Origin of the sequence: Gottfriedia luciferensis, assembly GCF_002156865.1 — a bacterium.
GTDB lineage: Bacteria > Bacillota > Bacilli > Bacillales > Bacillaceae_G > Gottfriedia > Gottfriedia luciferensis.
In genome coordinates, this window is the sequence record NZ_NCTA01000028.1 from 68,921 (window position 1) to 93,113 (window position 24,193).

22 protein-coding genes and 4 tRNA genes are annotated in these 24,193 nt (G+C 33.6%); 6 read left to right on the forward strand and 20 right to left on the reverse strand.

What is annotated here, in order from left to right; genetic code table 11:
- Positions 1–164: 164 nt before the first annotated feature.
- The gene (locus B7R67_RS16205) at positions 165–3,041 is read right to left on the reverse strand and encodes an Ig-like domain-containing protein (RefSeq protein ID WP_158095134.1); all 2,877 of its coding nucleotides are present in this window, start codon (positions 3,039–3,041) and stop codon (positions 165–167) included.
- Between the two features lie 435 nt (positions 3,042–3,476).
- Between B7R67_RS16205 and B7R67_RS16210 the strand changes: the two genes are divergently transcribed.
- On the forward strand, positions 3,477–4,685 hold the full coding sequence (locus B7R67_RS16210) for a macrolide family glycosyltransferase (protein WP_088072033.1): 1,209 nt from the start codon (positions 3,477–3,479) through the stop codon (positions 4,683–4,685).
- A 374-nt stretch (positions 4,686–5,059) separates the two neighbouring features.
- Here the strand turns inward: B7R67_RS16210 and B7R67_RS16215 are convergent, their stop codons facing one another.
- The 3 genes from B7R67_RS16215 to B7R67_RS16225 form a co-directional block, all read right to left on the reverse strand.
- Positions 5,060–5,266: a hypothetical protein gene (locus B7R67_RS16215; protein WP_088072034.1), complete on the reverse strand. Its 207-nt coding sequence runs from the start codon at positions 5,264–5,266 to the stop codon at positions 5,060–5,062.
- Between the two features lie 77 nt (positions 5,267–5,343).
- Complete coding sequence (locus B7R67_RS16220; protein ID WP_142289579.1) at positions 5,344–6,033, reverse strand: hypothetical protein; 690 nt, start codon at positions 6,031–6,033, stop codon at positions 5,344–5,346.
- Between the two features lie 457 nt (positions 6,034–6,490).
- On the reverse strand, positions 6,491–7,030 hold the full coding sequence (locus B7R67_RS16225) for a Cthe_2314 family HEPN domain-containing protein (protein WP_235822191.1): 540 nt from the start codon (positions 7,028–7,030) through the stop codon (positions 6,491–6,493).
- A 556-nt stretch (positions 7,031–7,586) separates the two neighbouring features.
- Between B7R67_RS16225 and B7R67_RS16230 the strand changes: the two genes are divergently transcribed.
- Positions 7,587–8,357 carry a hypothetical protein gene (locus B7R67_RS16230; RefSeq protein ID WP_235822192.1) on the forward strand — a complete coding sequence of 257 codons (771 nt, stop codon included), beginning with the start codon at positions 7,587–7,589 and terminating at the stop codon, positions 8,355–8,357.
- A 110-nt stretch (positions 8,358–8,467) separates the two neighbouring features.
- Here the strand turns inward: B7R67_RS16230 and B7R67_RS16235 are convergent, their stop codons facing one another.
- The 3 genes from B7R67_RS16235 to B7R67_RS16245 all read right to left on the reverse strand — a co-directional run bounded on the left by B7R67_RS16235 (position 8,468) and on the right by B7R67_RS16245 (position 10,466).
- Positions 8,468–9,169, reverse strand: a complete 702-nt coding sequence (locus B7R67_RS16235; RefSeq protein WP_088072036.1) for a DUF2711 family protein — start codon at positions 9,167–9,169, stop codon at positions 8,468–8,470.
- A gap of 109 nt (positions 9,170–9,278) precedes the next feature.
- Positions 9,279–9,695 carry a hypothetical protein gene (locus B7R67_RS16240; protein WP_088072037.1) on the reverse strand — a complete coding sequence of 139 codons (417 nt, stop codon included), beginning with the start codon at positions 9,693–9,695 and terminating at the stop codon, positions 9,279–9,281.
- A 270-nt stretch (positions 9,696–9,965) separates the two neighbouring features.
- The gene (locus tag B7R67_RS16245; RefSeq protein WP_088072038.1) at positions 9,966–10,466 is read right to left on the reverse strand and encodes a hypothetical protein; all 501 of its coding nucleotides are present in this window, start codon (positions 10,464–10,466) and stop codon (positions 9,966–9,968) included.
- A gap of 296 nt (positions 10,467–10,762) precedes the next feature.
- Here B7R67_RS16245 and B7R67_RS16250 point away from each other — a divergent pair, with 296 nt between their 5' ends.
- The 4 genes from B7R67_RS16250 to B7R67_RS16265 all read left to right on the forward strand — a co-directional run bounded on the left by B7R67_RS16250 (position 10,763) and on the right by B7R67_RS16265 (position 14,286).
- Entirely contained in the window at positions 10,763–11,740 is a 978-nt protein-coding gene (locus B7R67_RS16250) for a hypothetical protein (protein WP_088072039.1), read from the forward strand.
- Between the two features lie 105 nt (positions 11,741–11,845).
- Positions 11,846–12,343, forward strand: a complete 498-nt coding sequence (locus tag B7R67_RS16255) for a helix-turn-helix domain-containing protein (protein WP_158095135.1) — start codon at positions 11,846–11,848, stop codon at positions 12,341–12,343.
- Positions 12,344–12,407: 64 nt separating this feature from the next.
- Positions 12,408–12,587 carry a hypothetical protein gene (locus tag B7R67_RS16260; protein ID WP_088072041.1) on the forward strand — a complete coding sequence of 60 codons (180 nt, stop codon included), beginning with the start codon at positions 12,408–12,410 and terminating at the stop codon, positions 12,585–12,587.
- A gap of 1 nt (position 12,588) precedes the next feature.
- Positions 12,589–14,286, forward strand: coding sequence for a recombinase family protein (locus tag B7R67_RS16265; protein WP_158095136.1), 1,698 nt, complete (start codon positions 12,589–12,591; stop codon positions 14,284–14,286).
- Here the strand turns inward: B7R67_RS16265 and rlmH are convergent.
- The 13 genes from rlmH to dnaB form a co-directional block, all read right to left on the reverse strand.
- Positions 14,221–14,700: a 23S rRNA (pseudouridine(1915)-N(3))-methyltransferase RlmH gene (rlmH, locus tag B7R67_RS16270; protein ID WP_088072043.1), complete on the reverse strand. Its 480-nt coding sequence runs from the start codon at positions 14,698–14,700 to the stop codon at positions 14,221–14,223. The genes B7R67_RS16265 and rlmH overlap by 66 nt on opposite strands.
- A gap of 59 nt (positions 14,701–14,759) precedes the next feature.
- Positions 14,760–14,951, reverse strand: a complete 192-nt coding sequence (locus B7R67_RS16275) for a CxxH/CxxC protein (protein ID WP_088072044.1) — start codon at positions 14,949–14,951, stop codon at positions 14,760–14,762.
- A gap of 73 nt (positions 14,952–15,024) precedes the next feature.
- The gene (locus B7R67_RS16280; protein ID WP_088072045.1) at positions 15,025–15,819 is read right to left on the reverse strand and encodes an MBL fold metallo-hydrolase; all 795 of its coding nucleotides are present in this window, start codon (positions 15,817–15,819) and stop codon (positions 15,025–15,027) included.
- A gap of 2 nt (positions 15,820–15,821) precedes the next feature.
- Entirely contained in the window at positions 15,822–16,622 is an 801-nt protein-coding gene (locus B7R67_RS16285) for a two-component system regulatory protein YycI (protein ID WP_088072046.1), read from the reverse strand.
- Positions 16,609–17,955: a YycH family regulatory protein gene (locus B7R67_RS16290; RefSeq protein ID WP_088072047.1), complete on the reverse strand. Its 1,347-nt coding sequence runs from the start codon at positions 17,953–17,955 to the stop codon at positions 16,609–16,611. The genes B7R67_RS16285 and B7R67_RS16290 overlap by 14 nt, the downstream gene beginning before the upstream one ends.
- On the reverse strand, positions 17,952–19,787 hold the full coding sequence (gene walK, locus B7R67_RS16295) for a cell wall metabolism sensor histidine kinase WalK (RefSeq protein ID WP_088072048.1): 1,836 nt from the start codon (positions 19,785–19,787) through the stop codon (positions 17,952–17,954). The genes B7R67_RS16290 and walK overlap by 4 nt, the downstream gene beginning before the upstream one ends.
- Entirely contained in the window at positions 19,787–20,491 is a 705-nt protein-coding gene (gene yycF, locus B7R67_RS16300; protein ID WP_056467188.1) for a response regulator YycF, read from the reverse strand. Before yycF ends, walK begins: the two co-directional genes overlap by 1 nt.
- 363 nt (positions 20,492–20,854) lie before the next feature.
- Positions 20,855–20,927: transfer RNA gene (locus B7R67_RS16305), tRNA-Phe, on the reverse strand.
- Between the two features lie 6 nt (positions 20,928–20,933).
- Positions 20,934–21,009, reverse strand: a tRNA-Asp gene (locus B7R67_RS16310).
- Between the two features lie 20 nt (positions 21,010–21,029).
- Positions 21,030–21,101, reverse strand: a tRNA-Glu gene (locus B7R67_RS16315).
- 18 nt (positions 21,102–21,119) lie between these two features.
- Positions 21,120–21,192 (reverse strand) — tRNA-Lys (locus B7R67_RS16320).
- A gap of 143 nt (positions 21,193–21,335) precedes the next feature.
- A complete protein-coding gene (locus B7R67_RS16325; protein ID WP_088072049.1) occupies positions 21,336–22,625 on the reverse strand; it encodes an adenylosuccinate synthase in 1,290 nt (429 codons plus the stop codon).
- A gap of 203 nt (positions 22,626–22,828) precedes the next feature.
- Positions 22,829–24,190 carry a replicative DNA helicase gene (gene dnaB, locus B7R67_RS16330; protein WP_088072050.1) on the reverse strand — a complete coding sequence of 454 codons (1,362 nt, stop codon included), beginning with the start codon at positions 24,188–24,190 and terminating at the stop codon, positions 22,829–22,831.
- Positions 24,191–24,193 lie beyond the last annotated feature (3 nt).

Sequence of the window (24,193 nt, forward strand, 5' to 3'; positions counted from 1 at the left end):
TATAGCTTTCATTTATTCTACATCCTTTTTCATATTTTGATTTCTTTCTTAAAAGTTTTCTCGTTTACAATGCTTTACAGAAAAAAAGAAGATAAATCATCTTTAAAAGACAATTTACCCTCTTGTAACTTACCTATTCTATTATTCCCAGTATTTATACTATTTTAGTTCGTAACCGTTACTGTAACTGTTGCCGTCTTGGCTCCATCTGTCGTCGTTACAGTGATCGTTGCCGTTCCTATTGATTTAGCTGTAATGATTCCAGTTGAACTGACAGTTGCAATTTTTGTATCACTACTAGTCCATGTTACGCTTTTTGTTGTAGCTAAAACTGGCTCAACTGTAGCAATTAATGAAAAAGTCTTATTTATGCCTATCGTTAAGTTTGTCGTGTTCAAAGTTACGTTACTTACAGGTATTGATACTGTGACAGCCGAAGTAGCTACCGCATTACCTAGGACAGATTTAGCTGTTATCGTAGTTTTTCCAGATGCCACCGCATGAACTACTCCATTTGCGTCAACTGTTGCTACAGATGGGTTGCTTGATGTCCACGTAAGTGATTTATCGGATGCATTAATTGGGCCAACCGTTGCTTCTAGCTTAAAGTCTGGGTCTCCAACTTTTAAAGTTAACGCTGTTTTATTTAATGTTATGCTTGTTACCGGCTGAAGTACTGTTATTGTTGATTCAGCTTTTTTACCGCCATCAACTGTCGTTGCTGTAATTGTCACTGTTCCTACTGCTTTCCCTGTTACAACGCCAGTTGCACTTACTGTTGCGATATTTGTATCGCTACTAGTCCATGTTACGTTTTTATTTGTAGCATTTGTCGGACTTATTGTTGCAGTCAGTGCCGAAGGTGTACCTATGTTGACTGTAAGACTCGATTTATTTAATGAAATTGAACTCACATCATAAGCTACTGTGACTGCCGATGTAGCCACTGCATTACCAAGTAAAGATTTAGCTGTTATCGTTGCTGATCCCGATGCCACCGCATGAACTACTCCGTTTGCATCTACTGTCGCTACAGATGGGTTGCTTGATGTCCAAGTAAGTGATTTATCGGATGCATTATTTGGACCAACTGTTGCTTCAAGCTTAAAGTCTGGATCTCCAACTTTAAACGTTAATGCTGTTTTATTTAATACTATGCTTGTTACTGGCTGAAGTACTGTTATTGTAGATTCAGCTTTTTTACCGCCATCAACTGTCGTTGCTGTAATTGTAGCCGTTCCTACTGCTTTACCTGTTACAACGCCAGTTGCACTTACTGTTGCAATATTTGTATCGCTACTCGTCCATGTTACATTCTTATTCGTAGCATTTGTCGGACTTATTGTTGCAGTCAGTGTCGAAGGTGTACCTATGTTGACTGTAAGACTCGGTTTATTTAATGAAATTGAACTTACATTATAAGCTACTGTCACTGCCGAAGTAGCTACCGCATTACCAAGGACAGATTTAGCAGTGATCGTTGTTGATCCTGAAGCCACCGCATGAACTACTCCATTTGCGTCGACTGTCGCTACAGATGGATTACTTGATGTCCAAGTAAGTGATTTATCGGATGCATTATTTGGACCAACTGTTGCTTCAAGCTTAAAGTCTGGATCTCCAACTTTAAACGTTAATGCTGTTTTATTTAATGCTATGCTTGTTACCGGCTGAAGTACTGTTATTGTTGATTCAGCTTTTTTACCGCCATCAACTGTCGTTGCTGTAATTGTCACTGTTCCTACTGCTTTCCCTGTTACAACGCCAGTTGCACTTACTGTTGCGATATTTGTATCGCTACTCGTCCATGTTACGTTTTTTATTGAAGCATTAACCGGCTCAATACTTGGTGCAAGCGTTAAGGTGCCTGCAATCTGTACGTTTGTGTTAGTTGGCTTTAAGGTAATACCAGTAACTGCGATAGGATCGCTATAATTTAAACTAACTGTTAAAATACCGTCTGTTAACGATTCGCTTCTTAAATAATCTGAGATTTCGTATCTATAAGATGAAATATTACTAAACCCAGATATTGCGGCTTTTAAATCGGTAAAGGCAGCAGCTTTATTTGTATGACGAACTTTAAAAGTTGGCTGATGAGTGCTAATCGCATTTTGAATCTTAGCTGCTAATTCAATAGAATTATTAACTGTATATTCTGGTTGAGAATACTGTGAATCTATCAATCCCTTAAGCTCTTGATAAAATGGTGCGTTAACCGCATCTGTAATAATTTTGTCATTAAGTGTAGTTTCAAAGGAAGTAGTAGCTGATGGATATATTTTAGTCCAAGTATGGACAGCTTTAATTTGATTGTCAGTTAAGTTAAAATGGTCGAATATGACTCTTCCAGCTATATCCGGTACTGGATCATCCCAGGTTGTATCTAAGTGGTACCAAATTCCATCAATCTTGACAATATTCCAAGCGTGAGGTGTTGCTCCAGCCATTCCCTCAACAATTTTATTCTCAATGCCCGCTTCTTTTAACATCTTATATGTAATTAGTGCATACCCTTGACAAACCGTTTTCTTATTTCCAAATAATCCAGCATAAGCTGAGTGTTGTACTAGAGTAGTATCATAAGATACATTCGTCTCTATCCAGTCATGAATTGCTTTTTCTTTCTGAAAATCGTTCATATTTGGTGTAATAATAGTAGATAGAACCTCAGTAACTTTTGCCGAAACTGCATTGGTTTGATCTAAAGATTCCCAATAAGAGAAAGTATAGTTCACTGTTTTAGATGTTCCGCTATATGAGTAAGATTTAAGACTATACATTAAGTAATCATCAGAATTCAAGATATCTGAAATCATCCCCTTAAGAGCCTCTGTACTTAAAGATCCCCCCGTATATTCGATGCTGAACGAAGTCACCCTATTTTGTAAAGCGTTCTCTAGTTTACTCTTATATTCTTCTACACTTGCTGCACTATCCGAAGCTGCGTAGGCTGACGTTTCAGAATAAACTAATGAAAAAACAGTGAAGCCTAGTAAAAGCGCTATAGACATCAAAGTATTTTTAAACAATCTTCCCATTATTTTCGACCTCCAACTTAAGTTCCCTAAGACTTTTTTCATATTACATATCGACAGTTTGTTAAAAATCATTAGAATAATCTATCTAATGATGTAAAAAAATAGTTCTAAAGATTGGTTAGTTACTAAAAAGTTGTAATGCCTTTTCTTCCTTGAAAAGGGAAATCTCGAAAATTTAGTCAAACTAATACACAAAAAAAGTAAGATAACATCTTATAAAGAAGTTGTCTTACTTTTTTTATGTGCAATTGTTCTCTAGAACTAGATAAATCTAATACTACCTTCTTGCATCTGGATAGATATTCACTAGGCAAGGAACCAATTAATTCACCAATGTGCAAGGTAGACATAAGCACTCAAACACACTAGAATTAGTAGTTACAATGAGCACTTACTGCTTAAATATTGAAGATTACATATAAGGAGAGAATAAACGTGGCTAAGATATTAGTAATTGGTGGAATTGGCGATGGACATGTGAATCCCATGCTGCCGATTATCAAGGCATGGTGCGAAAACGGGGATGAGGTACACTTCTACAGCACTGAGGATGCCCGTAGCAAAGTGGAGGCCACAGGAGCAATCTTCAGGCCTTTCGCCAACTTCCTAGGGGGTGTACGCCAAGAGGACATCTCTCATTTTTTAGAATTCATTGTTTTGCTACTAAACTCCGCCGACCAAGTCGTGCCAACGGTGGTGGAACAAGCCCAAAAAGAGGGTTACGACTATGTGTTCCACGACTCCCTTTTCGGCTGGGGTAATTTAATAGCAAGGCACCTAAGGCTACCAAACATCGCCTCACATGCTTCCTTTGCCTCTACAGGTAAGAAACCTAAGATGGCAGGCGATACTCTGATGAAGCAAGTCGTCGACCTCCTGAAGGGAGGGAAGTTCATTCCCGAGATCAAGAGGCTGTCCACCAAGTTTGCCGAAACATACGGCGTACCGGCACCATCAATCAATGAGGTATTCTGTCAGACCGGACAACTGAATCTGGTCTATACTAGTACCTTCTTCCAACCGGATTACGACCGCCTCGACAGTTCATACGTTTTTTCGGGGCCATCCATTTCCAAACGTGAAAGCCTTTCGGACTTCTCGCTAGACGCTCTGAAAGGGGATGACAGACCAGTAGTCTACATTTCTATGGGAACTGTATTAGCCAAGAGCGAGCACTTCTTCCAGTTATGCATGGATGCCTTTCGTGATGCAAGCTATCAGGTGGTGATTTCAGCAGGACGCTCTATGGATATGGGACTTTTCCGAAACGCACCGTCCCACATCATTGTCCGTCAGTATGTGCCACAGCTGGAAGTTTTGCAACAGGCGACAGTCTTCGTGAGTCACGGCGGCATGAACAGCGTGTCTGAGGCACTATACTACGATGTTCCATTGGTGCTTATCCCCCACGCGGCTGATCAGCCTATTATCGCGGCACGTGTAGATCAGCTGGGGGCCGGTGTCGTGTTGAACAAATCGCAGCTTACCGCCGCCAAGCTGCGGGATGCCGTAAATCAGGTCATTAGCGAACAACGCTTCAAGAGGAGTGCCACTACCATCGGTCAATCCCTCCGCGATGCCGGTGGCTATCGGACTGCTCTGGCAGCCGCAGAGCGCTTTCGTCAGGAACAGGGCATCAAATAGTTAGAAGTGTTTCCCGAATATGAATTTTGTTTTTTGTCGTACAATTCATCAGTGCCTATAACAACAACTATAAAAGGGAAGGGCCATCCTATGTGTTGGATATCCCTTCCCTTTTATGAAAGACAGGCACAAAGTTGTTTGTATTGAGCCAACCTAGCGACGCGCCTACTAAGACCGCTAGGAGTTTACCAATTGCCTTTATTTATGATATGGTTCACTGAAATGATTTAAAGGTATCGGTTATATCTAAAATAAGAGGGATTTTAATCCCTCTTTTATTTCATTATTAAATAATATTGTCGATTCTTAGTAATCTACGGTTTCTCAAAGAAGACTGGTCATCTATCTGGTGGAGAGATATCACTACAAACTATTTAATAATTAACGTTACGCTGGGCATTTTTTACAATTAGCACCATTGTTGAAAGAGAAGCCTCCTGATTAATTCTATCATTAGATTTTATAAAAATGGACATTAATTCAACGTAATCTTTTAGCTGTTCCTCTGACATAAGCTCTATTGCATAGTGTTGCTCTTTCAATAATTGTCCCAGTAATATGTATTTTTCCTGATTTGTCATCGGTTAATTGAACCTCCAACTCCTTCAACATAAAAACCGTTTCAATAATTTCCAATAGTTTAATTTAATTAGAAGAATTATTTTAGTAATATCAGAATTTTTTTCTTCTTTGAAGCCATCCCTATATAATCATCTACATATATAGAGTCTAAGATTGTTTTAACTGCTTTTTTATTACTCCAAAACAATGTAAACTTGGGATTCTTTCTTCCTTTTACATCTTTGACAATGGAACCTTCTTTTACACCAAAGTTTGCTGAAACCTCTTTATTAAGCCAAATAAGAAAATCCTCTGACCCGGATACTATTCTTATATGATAATGTTTAATTACACCCTGTTTGCTTTCTCTTACTAAAGTATTATAGTTACCATCACCATCAATAACTCCTAATAAGAAGTAAGGAAAAAACTCAGTAGGGATTAGTAAGTCCTTTAAAATTAAACTTTTATTTGGTATTAACCCAATACAGATACAAAAATCATAAAAAAGATGGTTCGTGAATTGATAGGTATGGAGTAGAAATGTTTTTTTTCCTATTTTCTTTTTATCAATATAAATAGCATATTCTCTACCAATAACTTCTTCCTTAATTACTTTTCTAATAAATTTGATTGTTCTTCTATCTTTTAAACCTATTTTTATTGTCTTTCTGTTTTTTCTTAAAGTCCCATCTGTTGCTATAATTCCTATTACATAAGCCAATCTTTTTGTCCAAATAATATCCTTAGCCTCTGGTAGTTGTTGTTTAATTCCAAACTCAACCATTTTCCTATGTAAACCCTTGCAATGTCTGCTACAATATTTAGCTGTTTTTAAAAGACTTGGCTTAACTTTAAATTCATTGTTACAACCCTCTCTTAGACATATAAGAATAATTCTAACCACCTCCTGATACCCATTATGGCCAGGAGATTTTTTTTTAATCGTATAAAGAGTCATTTGTTTGAACATAATAATAATTTGTAGTAAAAAATAATTTACTAAATTCTTAACCTACTATATAGTAACTATCTAATTTTAAAATAAGTAACTTAGGGATACTATATTACATTTTAAAAAAAAATATTTTAATCCTCTCTGCTATGTTAAATTAAATTATTGATTTTTGAACTAAAAAAGACTGTCTAATTAGACAATCTTTAATCTTTCTTACTTAACACATTCGTTAGTTGTATTGAGTTTAGGGGCAAATAAACTGCTACTGCTTTACAATTTAGCAATTTTATTTTAATTCTACTTTCCCCCTAATGGTATCGGTTATTTCTCCTAATAGGTCTAAACTGTCATATATGTTAATTAAGAACTCACTTGATGTCGTGTAATTCCCAATAGACATTCTTATATTTTGTGAGCCATCTGTTTTTTTTACTTTTGTGTAGCCTGAATCAATTTGATTTGGTCTATAGTTATGTACAATGTTATTACGGAAATCCTTAACTTTTTGAAATACGATATTGTCGGGTAAAGCATCCAGATAATCAAAAAGGTCTTTATCAACTACTTTGAGTCCCTTTAACACTTTTTTTCTAAAACCTAAAGCTGGTTCAAAGTCAAATTTGTACTTTATATTTATTACATGATAAACAGTATCAATTAGACCTTCAAACCTTGTGTAAAAACTTTCCATATAAAAACTAAACCAGTAAAGGTTTCCGAAATGCTCCTCCTCAAAATGAGGGAAATATTGAACGCTTTGCCCTTTTTCTCCAGGCGATATGTACCATTCCTCATCTGGAATACCAGAGTCATAATAAGATTTCAAAAGTGTATAGTTTGTAATTAAATCAAAAGCACGGTTGTTAAACTCTTGTAGCCAATAGCTAAGCTTGATCCCGTAATACCCTTCATCAAAGTTTAATATATTGAAAATTTATTGTTTTCAAGACCCAGCTTATCCAAAATATCGACTTTATCTCCACATAACTTAACCCACTCTTCTTTGGAGGGGTACTTTGCGTAATCATAAATATCCACGCTTATCATTCCTTATAAATTGATAAATTTACATATTCGACAAATTACTGGCAATTTCCTTTGATTGAATAACCACTATCTTAGTTTTGTAGTTTTTTGATTTTATTCCTTTTTAGGAGTCATTCACAACATCTAAAAGAATTAAAGAAGATAAAAAAAGAAACAATTAAATCGAAAATTAATACCTCTTATTCAACTATTGAATGTCTTAGTTCAATAAGAATGTTTCACCAAGTTACTTTAAATATAGCTTGATATCAAACTTCACTTTTATTTAATTCCCATATTAACTCCTTGAATATATTACCTTTAGTACACCAATAATAACTTAGAGGTGAAGGTATTTGCTAAAAACAAGTATTGCTACTATCTGTTTATACTCCATTTTTTTGTGTGATTTTTTTAGTACAACCACTAACGCAAAAATGAGCTCTCTTAAGACTATTAATAAGCAAGATAATAATGAATGCTTTGAACTGCAAGAACGGTTAAATAGGCTTGAACCTCCAAAGCCAATTACTATACTAAAATCTCCAGAACAAAAAGAAATAGAGGGGAATTATCCTTCAAACACCTTTTCTATTTCTGAAATTTTAATTAAAGGAACAAAAATACCTTTTAATATAATTAAAAATGAACCAAATTATGAAAGACCTGTATATCAAGAGCAATGGCACAGCACCTATGGAAGATGGAGTTATATTCCAAGTAGGATATATTACGCACAACATCGTTTATTCCCAATCTATGATATTGGACTTTCAGGTTTATTTAATATTGGAAATCATTTAGGTATTGGTTTCCCAACATTTCAAAATAAAACCGATCTTGACTTATATATTATTGTTTTTCAAACAAATGTTACTAAAGTTTATACAAAAGAAAATCAAATTGTTGTTGTTGGAAATCCACAACGCAATGGAGTTCAAGTTATAACTGTAAAAACAAAAGATATACATCCGTCTGATTTTAAGAAAATGTTACTTATACAATTGGCAATTAACAGTTATGAACTCGATTATTCACTGATTAATTATCAACCACCTGATTATTGGAAAAAACACATTAAACAAAATCAAAAAATATCTTGGAGGTTTAAAAATACGTGTAATTGAGCGTGTTTTTTCATTTTTTAGGGAAGCCTTCTTATTTGAACTAAACTGCCAGTTTGTTCAATAAAAAAAGAGCCACTTTTGTGACTCGTGATCTTCAACTATCGCATGCGTTAGTTGAAGATACTCCAATATATTTCTGTAAATTCATCGCAGTAAAACCCTTCTAAGTTACATAATTTAACTATTTTATCAATAGTAAGTTTATCCGAACAGAGCATAGAAAAGTGGCTATCCCAATGAGTTGTTATTAAGACTTTACTATCATGGGTAAAAAGATTTAAATGTTCATTTCGCAATGCTTCATTATCTTCAATTAAGTCTGCGATATATTCTAATTTACGTTCAGTACAAAATTCATCTCCAACCCAAATCCAATCATGCCCTTGATTTTTTAAAACACTTAGGATTGAATTCATTACAAACTCTGGGAAGAAGCCTTCTGTTGGAGTAATTATCTTATGCTCTTCACAAACCTTTTGAATTACTTCTGCTGTTTTTTCATTTTTGTATTTTTCCCTTAAACCTGATATGAGAGTTCTTAAGCCTATATCTAATTGTTTATAATTTTTAATTCCAGAAATATTTAGGAATTGTTTCCAACTTATCATTTCACAATTATTAATAATGTCATTTTTACCTGGATATGTATCTGTATCAAATAAATCATAATCTAAAGTCTTAGGCTTAATAAAAGGATGAAAAAAAATATAAACCTCCTCGAATACTCCTTTGTAAAATTCCTTAATAGACATATCAGCTGAAGCACATACTGAATACTTATGTGGTTCTGGTAACTCTCTTGTTTTATTCATCAATTCACCTACTTTAATCTTTTATTCCAACATGGATTATATATAAAGCCTTATCAAACTAAAGCATTACGTTAGGTGCATAAGGTTGACTTAAATTGTTATGTATCAATTAATTTTTATTGGTACTTTTCTTTTGCTTAAGAATTTCCACTGGAACAACAAATGAAACGTAAATAAATGATATAACTACTAATATAGTTATCGTATATCCAATACCTTTTGATAAAAATTTAATCGGCTTTAAACCAACTGACACTAAGATTAGATAAATAATGTGATACAAATATGTTAAAAAAATAAATATTGAAACGTCTTTGATACTTTGCTTCCAATTTATTTTTTTTGATTCGAAATAATAAATAGAGTTCTTTCCGATAAGATACATAACTACATAAAAAAATGCGTCTGTTAAATTTATGTCTTTTCCACTTAATAATAAAATGGCATATATTATTCCAATAATGACATATGGTCTTAAACTATTTTTTAAAAACTGTTGCCTTAGTTTATTAATGAAAGATAGCATGAGATAACTCCTTAGAAGTTGTATTTACTTGAATTTTACCATAATTCATCTGATATTTTTTATAATAATTAACCTTGTCTTATGCGACTATTCTGCCATTTAGTACAATAAATAAATCAACTATACAGATGATCGGGTTGTTTAATTAATGCAAAGTTAGTTCAACAACTCAACTCTATTATTACCTTACTTTGTTTTCTATTTGGTGCTGATACCAAAAGGTAGAATCCATGTCTTTAAAGACATGAATTCTGCTTATTATATTTTCAACTATCCTATATGCTTCAAATGAAAATCATAAAGAGCTTGCCCCATTAAATCCATCTGTCGATACATCGGAAATTTTTCCTTGCATAAGTTTATAAATTTTTGGTAAACATTATCATTTATTTTAAAACTCTTATTTGATGCTCCCCCATCGAAGATAGCTTCACAAAGGATTAACTGTTTTCTCTCGTGTATCTCTACAATTTTTTGTAACACCTCGAAATTCTCCTGTAAAAATGCTTCAAACTCTATAGTCAATGTACCGCTGGATTCTTTTAAATTTGATTTATTCTCAGTCTCTTCATCCATAAACTTACAATATTTATTCAACCTTTTTATATAAACATAGTTTCCCTTTTGCATTTCTTTTGTAAATTGACTGTAGGTAATTCCTATTTTATCCGCTGTTATCTTTAATTGATCTTCCTTTTCTTCTTTTAATAATTTATTCACCATTAATACTCTTTTAGTTAGATTCATATTAAAAAACTCACTTTCATTCAATACTTATCGCCCTCTCTTTCATTTATTTTTTAATTGTTTATTAATTATAGATTCTCAAATCGTAATTATTCAGTAATTTGTCAATTATTACTGTAAGGTTTTCTTAAACCAGATTAATTACAAAAATAATTATTAAAAGATTTTTTTTGTATAAAGTATAATTCACAACTTGATAAATCACTCCAGATTAACATTCTTAGGTATATTGAAAAAAAAACTGCTGAAAAATAGGTTTAAACCCTTGATACGATTGATAGAAGGACAAGTACAAAAATAAATTAATAGGAGGTTATAAAATGATACACACAATTGATTTACTAATATATTTAGATATGGAGGATGTCCGTCTAATAAGGAAAAAAAGCGTTTATGAAATTAAAGAAATTAGAAGAGATATTTCAACTTCATTTGGAGGTACATCTTTTCGGTTTTATATAAACAACGATAATCCTTATTTTACACTGAGAATTAATGTGATTGAATTGATTAAGACCCCTATCATAACAGAAGCTTCATACCCTATGGTTGAAAATAAAATTAGAGATATTTTAATAACAATTTTAGGTCATGATAGGAACTTTGATACACACATTCTACTAAGAATAGATTATAGAAAAGATATTGTAGTTCCTGATGAAAAGCTTCGAGAATTATATTTTGCATTAATGACCAGATCAAGATCACAGGTGAGGAAAAAAGTAAAAAAAACAGAGCATGTGCATAAAGAAACAGGCGAAATTATCAATTACGAAAGAGGAATATATTATGGAAATAAGTCTTCCGAAGCAATTATTTACGACAAAGAAAAAGAGAAGGAAGATAAAAAGTATTCCCTATTTGAATATGAAAAAGAAATTATAAGATTTGAATGGAGATTATATAGAAATTATATTTTACAGAAAAAACGTAAAATCCAAAAAAATCCTCTTTTTTCACAACTTAAATATTACTTCACAGATTACAATTATTATCATTTTATGAATAAATGTTTCCCTGAGATTTTACACAAAGGTACATTTTATAAACCATGGGTATACAAAAAAATTATTAACTCCTCAAATTTTACAAAACACACAAAAAAACAATTAATACAATTTTTAAATAAAGTAAATAAGTATGGATTAGACTACCCTAAGTCAAATTTATCTGCTCCAACATTTCGATTAAGATTAAAACAGTTAGAACAATTAAACATTCACCCTTTTCCAATTCCCCACGATAATAAAGAATATCCTTCCCGATTTGAAAATCCTTTTACTCCAACATTTATTTAATTAAGATAATTAACTATCCTTCATTTCTCACTTTGGCAACAAATAACATTCTTGTTGACTATAGTTAAAGTTATTGGTAAATTATGTATTAAGGAGATGATTATTATGACAGATCAACAATCAAAACAAAATGGTAAAAATAAGCTCGGAGAAATAATATCTATACTCCGTAAGCAGAAACAAATGACATACAGGGACTTAGAAAGTTTAACTGGAATTACTCCCTCTTATATAAATCGAATAGAACGTGGGGACAGAGGTAATCCAAGTTATTCAATCATTCAAAAATTAGCAATAGCATTAGAGGTCAATGAACAAATTTTATTAAATGCCATTAGTGGAGACGAAAATACGGTTAACACTAATGAAAACAAACTTCAAATTAAAAGTTTTTCAGATGTAATTACTGAAACCATTTTAATGTCCTCATTCTCCCTATGTGAAATAGAAGCCACAATTGAAATTAAGGAAAAATTGGTTAGCACATTAAATAAAATGGAACCTTTTATACTAAATCCTAATAGAAAAAGTGATTTTGAAATTCTTGTAGCTCTTGATGAACTTACTAAAATAATTAAAGACAATAACAGAACTTCAATCTGAGGTTCTGTAGAGCCTCTTTAATCCCCCCTTTTAGCCCCAATAAAAATGAAAAAGGAGAATTCCAATGAATAATATCAATACCACCTCACAACATCCTCACTTATTTAATAATAAACTTCCTGATCTTCCCTATTCTTCATGCCTTGCAGAAAAAACAGATCCCATAGATATACTTGCCTATTATATTTATCAAAGCTTAAAACGTTCAAATATTAAAAAACCAAATAGAAATGGAGATAAATAATATGGAAAATACAATGAAAGTTATTGGTCTATATATGAGAGTTTCGACATCTAAGCAGTTTCATGAAGGATATTCATTAGAAGGGCAAAAAGAAGAAGGCACTATTCTTGCTAATAGAATGTTTGGAAACGATATAAAAATTGAAACTTATGTAGATGGAGGTATAAGTGGAAAAAATATACAAAAGCGACCTGAATTAAATCGAATGATGAATGATGTAAGGCGTGGTAAACTCCATGCAATTATTACATTTAAAGTAAGTAGATTAAGTCGTTCTCTATCCGACTCACTTAAATTAGTTGAACTAATTCACAATTCTAATGTTCGTTTCATAAGTATTAAAGAAGGCGAATATGGCACTCCCCATGGCAACTTACAATTTAATATTTTAGCTTCCGTTGCCCAATACCAGCGTGAAGAACTTGTAGAAAACGTTCAACTTGGTATGACCCAGAGAGCAAAAGAAGGAAAATGGAATGGCGGACAAGTTTTAGGATATGGAACTGCTGGAAAAAAGGAATTAATAGTAATCCCTAATGAAGCAGATACAGTACAACTTGTATACCATAAATACGTTAACCAAGGATGGGGATTTAAAAAAATAGCTACCTTTTTAAACTCTCTTGGAATTCATACAAAAAAAGGCAAGAACTTCACTCCTAATACTGTATCAATAATTCTGGGAAATCCGCTTTATAAAGGATATATTCGTTTTAACCAAGTGATTGATTGGGAAAAGAAACGTAGAAAAGGCAAGAACCCTGACTATATATTAGTTAAAGGTATTCATGAACCAATAATTGATGAAAAAATATGGGATAAAGCTCAACAAATTTCAAAAGAGCGAGCATCTGGAATTCCCCGTCAATATTCTGGTACCTTTCCTTTAACAAAGATTGCAAAATGTCCTGAGTGTGGAAGCTATATGACAAGTCAATACGGAGGGGCCAGAAGAAAAGATGGAACAAAAAAGCGATATTATACTTGTGGACAATATCATAATAAAGGAAAAGCAGTATGTAATCCTAATACAATTTGTGCAGATTGGCTTGAACGAGAAGTATTCGAACGACTAACACAAGCCCTGCTTTCTGAAGCTATAATTGCAGATATAACACATCGTATTAACAATCAAATAAAACAACACCCTGATTTAAACGAGCAACCAAGTGACTTACTCATACTCCAAAAACGTCTTTCAGATTTAGAAATTCGCAAAAATCGTATTCAGGAATTGATTGAGTCGGGAATTTATACCCAAGAAGAAGCCAGAGATCGTATGATTAATCTTCGTTCTGAAATTAATGAAGCCCAGGTTCTACTATTAAAATCACAAAAAGAACATTCCAATAACGGCACCCTCATTGAATCTGTTTCACCTGATATGATTAGATTACAAATACAAGAATTCTTGGATTTTGCTAATAAATTAGAACCTTTGGAATTCCGACAGTTATTACAAGCAACCATTGAGAAGATTGAAGCAACAAAAAGTGAATTAAAACACATTCATTTTTCTTTTATTGCTCATATTCAAGAAAACAAAAAGGGTCACGATGACCCTTCTTTACATACTCATTCAGAACAGACCTCTTTACTTCTACGAGGTTTACCTTATACCAAAAACCAATACCTACTTGTGGTACGGTTCATTCCTATTTATACGAAAAGCTCGATATACTTGCTCCACCAAAATTAATTTCATTAATTGATGTGGAAAAGTCATTTTTGAAAATGATAATGTATCATCCGCTCTTTTCATGACCGCATCACTTAAACCTAAAGATCCACCAATTACGAAAGCTACTTTGCTGTTTCCATATGTAGCTAGTTGGTCAATTTTTTTTGCGAGTGATTCAGACGTATGCTCTTGCCCCTTTATTGCAAGTGCAATCACATATGAGTCTTCAGCTATTTTACTTAAAATTCTTTCGCCTTCTTTTTCTTTTACGATCAACATGTCTGCTTCACTTAAATTTTCAGGTGCTTTTTCATCTGGAACTTCTATTATCTCCATTTTTGCATAACTAGATAATCGTTTTATGTATTCATCTATCCCCATTTTTAAATATTTCTCTTTTAGCTTTCCTACACTGATTATTGAGATATTCACACTATATCCTCACTTTACAAACAAGTTATTCACAAAAGTTATCCACATACCCACAATTTCTATCCACATTTAGTGGGGGAATCTATGTTCGATACAATATATATGGCATCATTTTGACAATATTCACAGGTTGTGGATATATTTTGCGTTTTTTCGACTTTATTCAACAAAGGTGTTTCGCTATACTTATCCACAAAATCATCTAAAGCCCACTCTACATGTTCATCACAGCTTAAAATTAATTTTTCCACTTATACACAACTCCTTTTTTTTAGCAAAAAAAAAGAGGAGAAAGTAAACTCTCCCCTCAGTATACGTTCATTATTATACATACACTATATCTGTTGGTTTTTGAGGATCTGTATCATGAAGTGCAAATTGCTTTCCAACTTCAAATCCCTTTCCCTCTAATGTTTGAGTAACAGACATTTTGGCAAGCTCTTTCATGTTATTATCTTGGCTTAAATGCGCAAGATAAATACGTTTTGTTTTATCTCCAATTACATCTGCCATTGCAAGTGCAGCATCTTCATTTGATACGTGACCAACATCACTTAAAATACGACGTTTGATACTCCAAGGATATTTTCCCATACGCAGCATCTCGACATCATGGTTACTTTCAAAAATGTACATATCTGCGTTAGAAATGATTCCTTTCATACGATCACTTACATAACCCGTATCTGTAATTGTAACAAATTTTTTCCCATTATGATGAAATACGTAAAACATTGGTTCAGCAGCATCATGCGATACGCCAAATGATTCAACTTCGATATCTCCAAATTGAATGGTTGTTTCCATGTTGAAAATGAACTTTTGCTCAGTAGGAATTTCTCCAATTAAGTGGTTCATTGCTCTCCATGTTTTTTCATTCGCGTAGATTGGAATTTGGTATCTTCTAGCCAGTACACCAAGTCCCTTGATGTGATCACTATGCTCATGAGTAACAAGAATTCCAGAGACTTCCTTAATATCTCTATTGATATCTTTAAATAACGATTCCATCGCTTTACCGCTTAGCCCAGTATCAACTAAAAGCTTAGTTTTCTCCGTCCCAATGTATAACGCATTTCCGGTACTTCCACTTGCAAGTACACTAAAATGCAAACTCATCTCTACTCACTCCATTGCTCTTTATCAATCTTTATTACTTGTCCCTCTATTGCATTTACAAAGTAATCTTCTTGTTCGTTGACAACTATATGCCATGCTGGTGCAATGAATTTTACCCCAGTCGATAATGGAATTACCGTATAATACCCAAAATCAACTTTTGTAACTCGATCACTTGGTTTTAACTCATCTTTAACATACAGATTTTCAATCGCTTTAATTGCTGGTAATACCTCTTGTATATTCTTTTTATCTACCATTTCCTTTAAGCCTTCTAAATATCGTTGGCGATAAGAGTATATTTCATTTTTATCATTATACTTTAATTCAACAACCGAGCTTTCGATATTATAGATTAGACGATCCTTATAGGTTTGGCAGAAATAAATCGTTTTTGAATTTGTATCTAATCGGCAAAAACGGTAATTACTTCCGTTCCATACATACTCTTTTACAAAATTCTCTAAGAAAAAAGTTTTGTTGTTCGTATCAGGTATTGGAACGTTCTTTTTTAAAGTACTTTGCAAAACATCTTTATAGATTTCTATGGTCTGTCCTTTTTTATTGGGAATTGTTTTCTTTGAGAAATCTTTGCTATTTCCAGCAATGTAGGATTCCTTCAAAGAATTTTTTGGTAATGTCACATACGTGATATCATTTTCTTTCAATTGCTCCTCAATGCTAGATTCTGCCATCATATCGAATTGATCGCTACTACGCTTTTGATAAAATTGAATGGCTAAAAATAAATCTAATACTAAAAAAGTTAAAATAAATATTGTTTTGATTCTACTCCAATCCAACAATATTCACCCCAGTTCTGCTGAGCAAATCTTGATCGATCTTCTTATAAGAATCACCGTAATTGATTATCCATACAGGTTTCAATTGGATCGCTCTGTTATAGTAAGGCTGATTGATTGATGTTTGACTATCATCAAATATCGTTTCATATCCCAAACTAATATCTTTAATTAGGGATTTGTTAATTGATTTATTGTTTGCTATTACTTCCATGATTTGTGGACCAGACATTAACTCGATTTCACTTTCTTTTTTATCCGCTATTCTAAATTTATACAATGGACGTTTGAAAGTTTCGATATCGTCTACTCCCCATCCAGTCGTAATCGTTGAGTTTTTATAGACAGGTAAATTATTTATAAACAGTCTAAATGATACTTCATTACTTTCAGGTTTTACTCCTGATAAGATATACCCATCTGTCCATCCGCCATGTGCGTTAATAAAGTCAACGCTTCTTTGAACTAATAGATTAGGGCTTTGGTTAGTATCCTCTGGAGCTGTTGGATTAACAAATGAAATCGTACGATTTAATGGAGAAACTGTCATCAATCTCGTACCATCTGTATAAGTATCTCCTGAATCTGTACTCTCTTTACGTACATTTGAAGGATCACTAAAAATCGCATTTTTTAACTTATCAACATCTATATCTGTAGTTAAGAATTCCATTGTTGTTAATTTCAACGTTTTTTTCGGTAAATAGATTACTTTACCTGATTCTAATTTATATCTTAAGCTTTCTGTAAAGTTTTGATAACTATCTCTCAACTTTTCAACCGCTGAAATAATTGGCGAATTATCAAATGTAGCTTCATAAATTACATTTTGTTCTTCATTTGAAAAATAGATTTTCGCTGAAGAATCTTGCTTCGTTGATAAATTAATCACAATTCGATCAAAAACTATATTTTGTAGTCTTTTTGCATCGAGACTTAAAACTTTATTTAAAGTCTCAACAGGCACTACAGTTGGAAAAATAATTTCTACTTTATTTTTTCCTTTTGTTATTGAGTGGAAAGCATCTTCTGACGTTTTATTCGTTAGATTTTCGAAATTCGTAATTTCTGTTTTTTGTAATGCTCTATATATTGGTGAGATATTATTTTGTTTGGTTGTCACAAAATTTTTGCTTGATTCGTGGACAACTAGCTGATTTGGAATAATGATGTCTTTAAAGTCTCTTTTTGCCCCAATCGAGACTTTTTGTACATAGTCTTGATTTTGAATGACATCGTAATTTGGCTGGTATGACCATAAGCTATATGAAAGAACTAAGCTTAATATAACAAGAGTAGTTAATATAACTGATTTTATATGTTCTCTTCTCATTCCCACTCATCCTCTTGGTCTTCAGCTACAGGAAGTGTGAAATAAACGGTAGTACCTTTCCCTTCCTCACTTTTAGCCCAAATATGACCATCATGCGCATAAATCATTTCTTTTGCAATAGCAAGTCCCAGACCGGTTCCTCCAACTTGTCTTGATCTTGCCTTATCCACTCGATAGAATCGATCAAAGATTTTAGATAGATTTTCTTTAGGAATTCCCATCCCTTCATCTGTAATGCTAACTAATATTTGATCTCTAGACTCTTTGATTCGAAAAGTCACTGTCCCACCTTCAGGTGAATACTTTAAAGCATTTGAAACGATGTTATCTAACACTTGTGTAATTTTATCTTCATCAATAAAAACAAATCTAGTTTTGTTCGTAAACTCACGTTTAAATGAGACCGCTTGAGACTTGCTCATTCCAAAACGATCGATTATACGATTAAATAAATCTGTAAAGTTAACCCAATCCTTCATTAAACGATATTCCGTACTATCTAATTTCGATAATTGGAGTAAATCATTTACTAGTCTAATCATTCTTTCTGTTTCATCTTGGGTTACTTGTAAAAACTTTGGTGCTATTTCTTTGTTTTCCCATGCACCATCTGTTAATGCCTCTAAATAACTTCTCATCGTCGTTAAAGGCGTTCTTAATTCATGAGACACATTTGCAACAAATTCTCTACGCTCTTGCTCAATTTTTTCTTGCTCAGTTACATCATATAGTACAGCAATTAAACCATTAATTTTACCAGTGTCTTTTTGCATAGTTGAAAAGCTAGCTCGTATAATCATTGGTCTTTTATTATCGCTGTAATCTAACATAATTGAATCTGGCTCTTCGTATAAGTCATCTAAAGTATTAATCTTTTCAATTCCTAAGACTTCCAAAATTGACTGATTTAAAACTGTTTCACGTGAAACATTTAACATCGTTTCACCTGGATCATTTAATAGAATGATTTTCCCTCTACGATCAGTAGCAATTACACCATCAGTCATATGCTCTAAGACAGATTGCAGCTTTCTTCTTTCACCTTCAGTTGAGGCTCTGGCCTGCTGCAAATTACGTGAAAGATTATTAAATGAAATTGTTAATTCTCCAATTTCATCTTCACTGTAAGCTCTTAATTTACGGGAGAAGTTTCCTTTCGCCATTTCCTGAGCTTGTCTTCTAATTTCAGAGATTGGTTTCGTTATTGCTTTAGCTAATAAAATGCCGAGAATCGATGTAATTGCAACTGCAATAAGTGTACCAGTTGTAAAAATACGATTAATAAGTTCCATTCTCTCATACGTACTTTCCATTGAAGCACTTGTAAAAATTGCAGAAACGATTTCGTCACCTTCCATTACTGGTGTAACAATTATCCTCATTCGATGTCCATTTTTAGGATCAATTAATACCTTTTCTGTTCTTGTACCTACTAACAGAGCTCTTTTAATTAAGATATCAGTCGTCCTTTTGCCAACAATTGAACGATTACTAGAATCTGACGTAGCGATTACTTCACTATTTTGGTTATAAACTCTAACATCAGAAATCCCAATGTTTTTTCCAAAATCTGACACTATCTTTTGTATATTTGCTTTTATTTCAGGATCATCTAATGTTTTCTTTTTTTCATACTCAATCTTAATATTATAAGCTAACAGTTTTGCTCGTTCATTTATCGCAACTGAAAAACTATTTACGAGTTGTTTCTCAAGTTCCCTAGAAAAATAAACACTAATAATTTGCATAGCTACTAATATTAGTAAGATATAAACTAATACGAATTTAAATACGATTGATTTAAATAAACCAACTTTATTATAAGCCGCCATTAATCTTGCTCCGGATCACGCAGATAGTAACCTACTCCTCGTCTCGTTACAATGAAAAGTGGATAGCTAGGGTTGTCTTCAATTTTTTCACGAAGTCTTCGAATTGTAACATCGACAGTTCGAACATCTCCGAAATAATCATAACCCCAAACAGTTTGAAGTAAATGCTCCCTAGTCATAACTTGACCAATGTGTTTCGCTAAATAATAAAGTAATTCAAATTCACGGTGAGTTAATTCGATCTTCTCACCTCGTTTTGTGACAATATATGCGTTTGGATTAATAACAAGAGAACCGATAATAACTTCAACAGATTCTTCTTTTTCAGAAGTAGCACCTGTTTGATGTCTTCTTAAGTTAGCCTTAACTCTCGCTAATAGCTCTCGTGTACTAAATGGTTTTGTTACGTAATCATCTGCTCCCATTTCTAATCCTAATACTTTATCTAATTCAGAATCTTTTGCTGTAATCATAATGATTGGCATTTCATGATTCTTTCTAATTTCTCTACAAACTTCTAACCCGTCTCGAATAGGCAACATGATATCTAATAAAACTAGATCTGGAAGAAACTCGTCAACTTTTTGTAATGCTTCCTCTCCGTCATATGCACAAACAATTTCAAAACCTTCTTTTTCTAAATTAAACTTTAATATATCAGCAATTGGTTTTTCATCATCGACTATTAATATTTTCTTATTCATTCCCCGCACTCCTTTTCTAGTCAGTTTTTGATGCCATCAATTCTATTCATATCTTTTGCAATTTAATATTAAATTAGGCACCAAATAAACTATTCATAGTAATTTCGTTTTGTGGATTTTCTCTTTAAATACAATACGACTAATATCTTACTAATCCTGTTTATAAGTTTAATCACTAGATTTTTGATTTGATATTTTTTGAAAAAAACCTCTAGCTTGTTGCTAGAGGTCTATTCCACATACTTCTATTTTAAATTAAGTAGGTTTTTTTGTAAAATCGAACATCATTCTACCAATCTAGAAATTCAATAAAAAAGGTTGATATATAAATAAAAACTACTGTATAAACAGTAGTTTTTATGATGGCTCGGGACGGAATCGAACCGCCGACACGAGGATTTTCAGTCCTCTGCTCTACCGACTGAGCTACCGAGCCAATATATGGCGGTCCCGACCGGGATCGAACCGGCGATCTCCTGCGTGACAGGCAGGCATGTTAACCGCTACACCACGGGACCAATATAATTTATTAAAAAAATGACCCGTACGGGACTCGAACCCGTGTTACCGCCGTGAAAGGGCGGTGTCTTAACCGCTTGACCAACGGGCCATGGTAATAAAGAAAAGATGAGCCATGAAGGATTCGAACCTTCGACCCTCTGATTAAAAGTCAGATGCTCTACCTACTGAGCTAATGGCTCATATTAAGATTAAATCTCATAAACTATGTATCAGTTATGACGACAAGATTTATCTTATCATATTAACCAACAGTTTTGCAATAGTTTTTTTAAAAAAAATAATTAAAGCCCTTAAATTTTATTATAAGGGCTTTAATTTATTATTAAGCTCCGTATACGTTACGAACAATATTTGTTTGATTACGATCTGGACCTACAGAGAACACTGATAATGGGATCCCTACTAATTGAGACACACGCTCAACGTAATGTCTTGCATTAACTGGTAATTCATTAAGTGTTTTTACGCCTGTAATATCTTCTGTCCAACCTGGAAGTTCTTCATACACTGGCTCACATTCTGAAAGCTGTTTTAAGCTAGCAGGGAACTCAGTAATAGTTTCTCCACGGAATTTGTAAGCTACACAGATCTTAACAGTTTCTAGTCCTGTTAAAACGTCAATTGAGTTAAGTGATAAATCAGTGATTCCACTTACACGGCGAGCATGACGTACAACTACGCTATCAAACCAACCAACACGTCTTGGTCTTCCAGTAGTTGTTCCGTATTCACGTCCAACTTCACGAATAGTGTTTCCAATTTCGTCATGAAGTTCAGTTGGGAAAGCACCTTCACCAACACGAGTTGTATATGCTTTACATACGCCAACAACATGATTAATTTTAGTTGGGCCAACACCAGATCCAATTGTTACTCCACCTGCAACTGGGTTTGAAGAAGTAACGAACGGATATGTACCTTGGTCAATATCTAACATTACACCTTGTGCGCCTTCGAATAGTACACGTCTGCCCTCATCAATTGCATCATTTAACACAACTGAAGTATCGCAAACGTATTTCTTAATTTGTTGTCCGAACTCATAGTAATCTTCAAAAATATCCTCGATATTTAATGCATTTGAATCATACATTTTTTCGAATAAGTTATTTTTCTCTTCAAGATTACGTTTTAATTTTTCATAAAACTCTTCTTTATCTAAAAGGTCTGCCATACGAATTCCGACACGAGCAGCTTTATCCATGTAAGCCGGTCCAATACCTTTTTTAGTTGTTCCAATCTTGTTATCACCTTTACGCTCTTCTTCTAGCTCATCTTGTTTTAAGTGATAAGGTAAAATGACATGCGCACGGTTACTAATACGTAAGTTATCAGTTGAAACTCCTTTATCATGTAAGTATGCCAGCTCTTGAACTAAAGCTTTAGGATCTACAACCATACCATTTCCGATTACGCAAATTTTTTCTGAGAAGAAAATACCTGATGGAATTAAATGAAGTTTGTATTTTTCACCATTAAAAACGATCGTATGACCTGCATTGTTACCGCCTTGATATCTAGCAACTACTTCTGCCTGTTGTGATAAAAAGTCAGTAATTTTTCCTTTTCCTTCGTCTCCCCATTGAGAACCAACTACTACTACTGATGACAATGTATTGCACCTCCGATTAAAATACGCTATTTCCGAACTAAAACCAAAACTAGTATATCAAACTTACGGAATTTGTCAATAAATCTCGTTGATTTTTTCTGTTTTTAGTTTTATTTGTTCGTAAATACTTAATAAAGAAATTGATATTACTAGTTTACCCTAACAAAAAAAAATAATCACATAGATAATCTATGTGATTATTTTTATGCACCTGGTGCTTGTTCATCCGTAAACCTTCGCTCTAAGTTAACGAACTTATTATATTCTTTAACGAACGCCAAGGAAACAGTTCCTACAGGACCATTCCTTTGTTTAGCGATAATGATTTCAATTATATTTTTGTTCTCTGATTCTTTATCATAGTAATCGTCTCGGTATAAGAACGCAACGATATCCGCATCTTGCTCAATACTCCCTGATTCACGAATATCAGACATCATTGGACGTTTATCCTGCCTTGATTCTACACTACGTGACAGCTGAGATAAGGCAATTAGAGGTACTTTTAATTCCCTTGCTAGCCCTTTAAGAGATCTCGAAATTTCGGATACTTCTTGTTGACGATTCTCTCCACTTTTTCCATTACCTTGGATTAGCTGTAGATAATCAATTAAGATCATTCCTAATCCATGCTCTTGCTTCAATCTTCTACACTTTGCACGAATATCATTTACTCTAATACCAGGAGTATCATCGATATAAATTCCTGTACCTGCTAAGCTACTAGCAGCCATCGTAAGCTTATTCCAGTCCTCTTGTTCTAGATTACCAGTACGTAGTGCTTGGGCATTGATATTACCTTCCGCACAGAGCATACGCATGACAAGCTGGTCTGCACCCATCTCAAGACTAAATATCGCAACATTTTCGTCTGTTTTTGTCGCTACGTTTTGTGCAATATTCAATGCGAATGCTGTTTTACCTACTGACGGACGTGCAGCTACGATAATTAAATCATTGGGTTGAAATCCCGCTGTCATTCGATCTAAATCAGTAAATCCTGTTGGGACACCTGTGATTTCTCCTCGTTGATTAAATAATGTTTCAATTTTACTAAAAGTAGTCATTACTACATCTTTAATACTTTGAAATCCTGAAACATTTGTACGTTGAGAAACCTTTAAAATACTTTTTTCTGCTTCATTAAGAATAACATCTACTGGTACTTCTGGCGTATAGCTTTCCGTCACAATATTGGTAGCCGTTCTGATTAATCTTCTTAATGTTGATTTTTCCTCAACAATCTTTGCGTAATAATCAACATTCGAAGCAGTCGGAACAGAAGCCAATAGATCATTTAGGTAAGATACTCCACCTACCTCTTCTAGCACCCCTTGGTTGGCTAGTTCAGAAGTTAGAGTGATAACATCAAGTGGCTCATTTCTTGAAGCAATTTTAAGCATCGCTTCGAAAATTTTTTGATGGGCAGCTCGATAAAAGTCATCTGGTAAAAGCCGTTCTGAAGTTGGTATTAAAGCTTCCGAGTCTAACAGTACTGCTCCTAATACAGCTTGTTCAGCTTCTATATTCTGCGGTGGAGTACGATCGTTTAACAAATCACTCATTTC

Excerpts from the sequence above, each read along its gene's own strand:
- yycF (WP_056467188.1), bottom strand. The coding sequence starts at position 20,491 with ATGAATAAGAAAATATTAATAGTCGATGATGAAAAACCAATTGCTGAT.
- B7R67_RS16280 (WP_088072045.1), bottom strand. The coding sequence starts at position 15,819 with ATGAGTTTGCATTTTAGTGTACTTGCAAGTGGAAGTACCGGAAATGCG.
- B7R67_RS16260 (WP_088072041.1), top strand. The coding sequence starts at position 12,408 with ATGAATAATATCAATACCACCTCACAACATCCTCACTTATTTAATAAT.
- B7R67_RS16235 (WP_088072036.1), bottom strand. The coding sequence starts at position 9,169 with ATGAATAAAACAAGAGAGTTACCAGAACCACATAAGTATTCAGTATGT.
- dnaB (WP_088072050.1), bottom strand. The coding sequence starts at position 24,190 with ATGAGTGATTTGTTAAACGATCGTACTCCACCGCAGAATATAGAAGCT.
- walK (WP_088072048.1), bottom strand. The coding sequence starts at position 19,787 with ATGGCGGCTTATAATAAAGTTGGTTTATTTAAATCAATCGTATTTAAA.
- B7R67_RS16255 (WP_158095135.1), top strand. The coding sequence starts at position 11,846 with ATGACAGATCAACAATCAAAACAAAATGGTAAAAATAAGCTCGGAGAA.
- B7R67_RS16240 (WP_088072037.1), bottom strand. The coding sequence starts at position 9,695 with ATGCTATCTTTCATTAATAAACTAAGGCAACAGTTTTTAAAAAATAGT.
- B7R67_RS16220 (WP_142289579.1), bottom strand. The coding sequence starts at position 6,033 with ATGGTTGAGTTTGGAATTAAACAACAACTACCAGAGGCTAAGGATATT.
- B7R67_RS16265 (WP_158095136.1), top strand. The coding sequence starts at position 12,589 with ATGGAAAATACAATGAAAGTTATTGGTCTATATATGAGAGTTTCGACA.
- B7R67_RS16250 (WP_088072039.1), top strand. The coding sequence starts at position 10,763 with ATGATACACACAATTGATTTACTAATATATTTAGATATGGAGGATGTC.
- B7R67_RS16215 (WP_088072034.1), bottom strand. The coding sequence starts at position 5,266 with ATGACAAATCAGGAAAAATACATATTACTGGGACAATTATTGAAAGAG.
- B7R67_RS16290 (WP_088072047.1), bottom strand. The coding sequence starts at position 17,955 with ATGAGAAGAGAACATATAAAATCAGTTATATTAACTACTCTTGTTATA.
- B7R67_RS16205 (WP_158095134.1), bottom strand. The coding sequence starts at position 3,041 with ATGGGAAGATTGTTTAAAAATACTTTGATGTCTATAGCGCTTTTACTA.